Raw genomic sequence first — 238 nt, forward strand, 5'->3', positions numbered from 1 at the left:
CTGAAATACGTCACGCCAAACCAGCGGCATCAGGGCAAAGCCACCGCCCTGCTGGCGCAGCGCACGGCGCTGTATCAGGCTGCGCGAGCTCGGAACCCGCAGCGTTGGGCCGCGGGCATCCGTAACTGGCAGCTAGCCGATGCCGTGTACCTGAACCCGGAACGAGCGCAGCAAAACGTGGAAGATTACAAGAAAGCAGCGTAACGGCTGAGGCGACAACTACCTTGACACACGCCGC

The 238-nt window shown here is 62.6% G+C and carries 1 pseudogene; it reads left to right on the plus strand.

Annotated features, from left to right (window positions below):
- Positions 1 to 204: pseudogene (locus tag OR16_RS44265) on the plus strand (IS3 family transposase); the annotation flags it as partial.
- Positions 205 to 238: the final 34 nt, after the last annotated feature.

This window comes from Cupriavidus basilensis OR16, from assembly GCF_000243095.1.
GTDB classification, from domain to species: Bacteria; Pseudomonadota; Gammaproteobacteria; order Burkholderiales; family Burkholderiaceae; genus Cupriavidus; species Cupriavidus basilensis_D.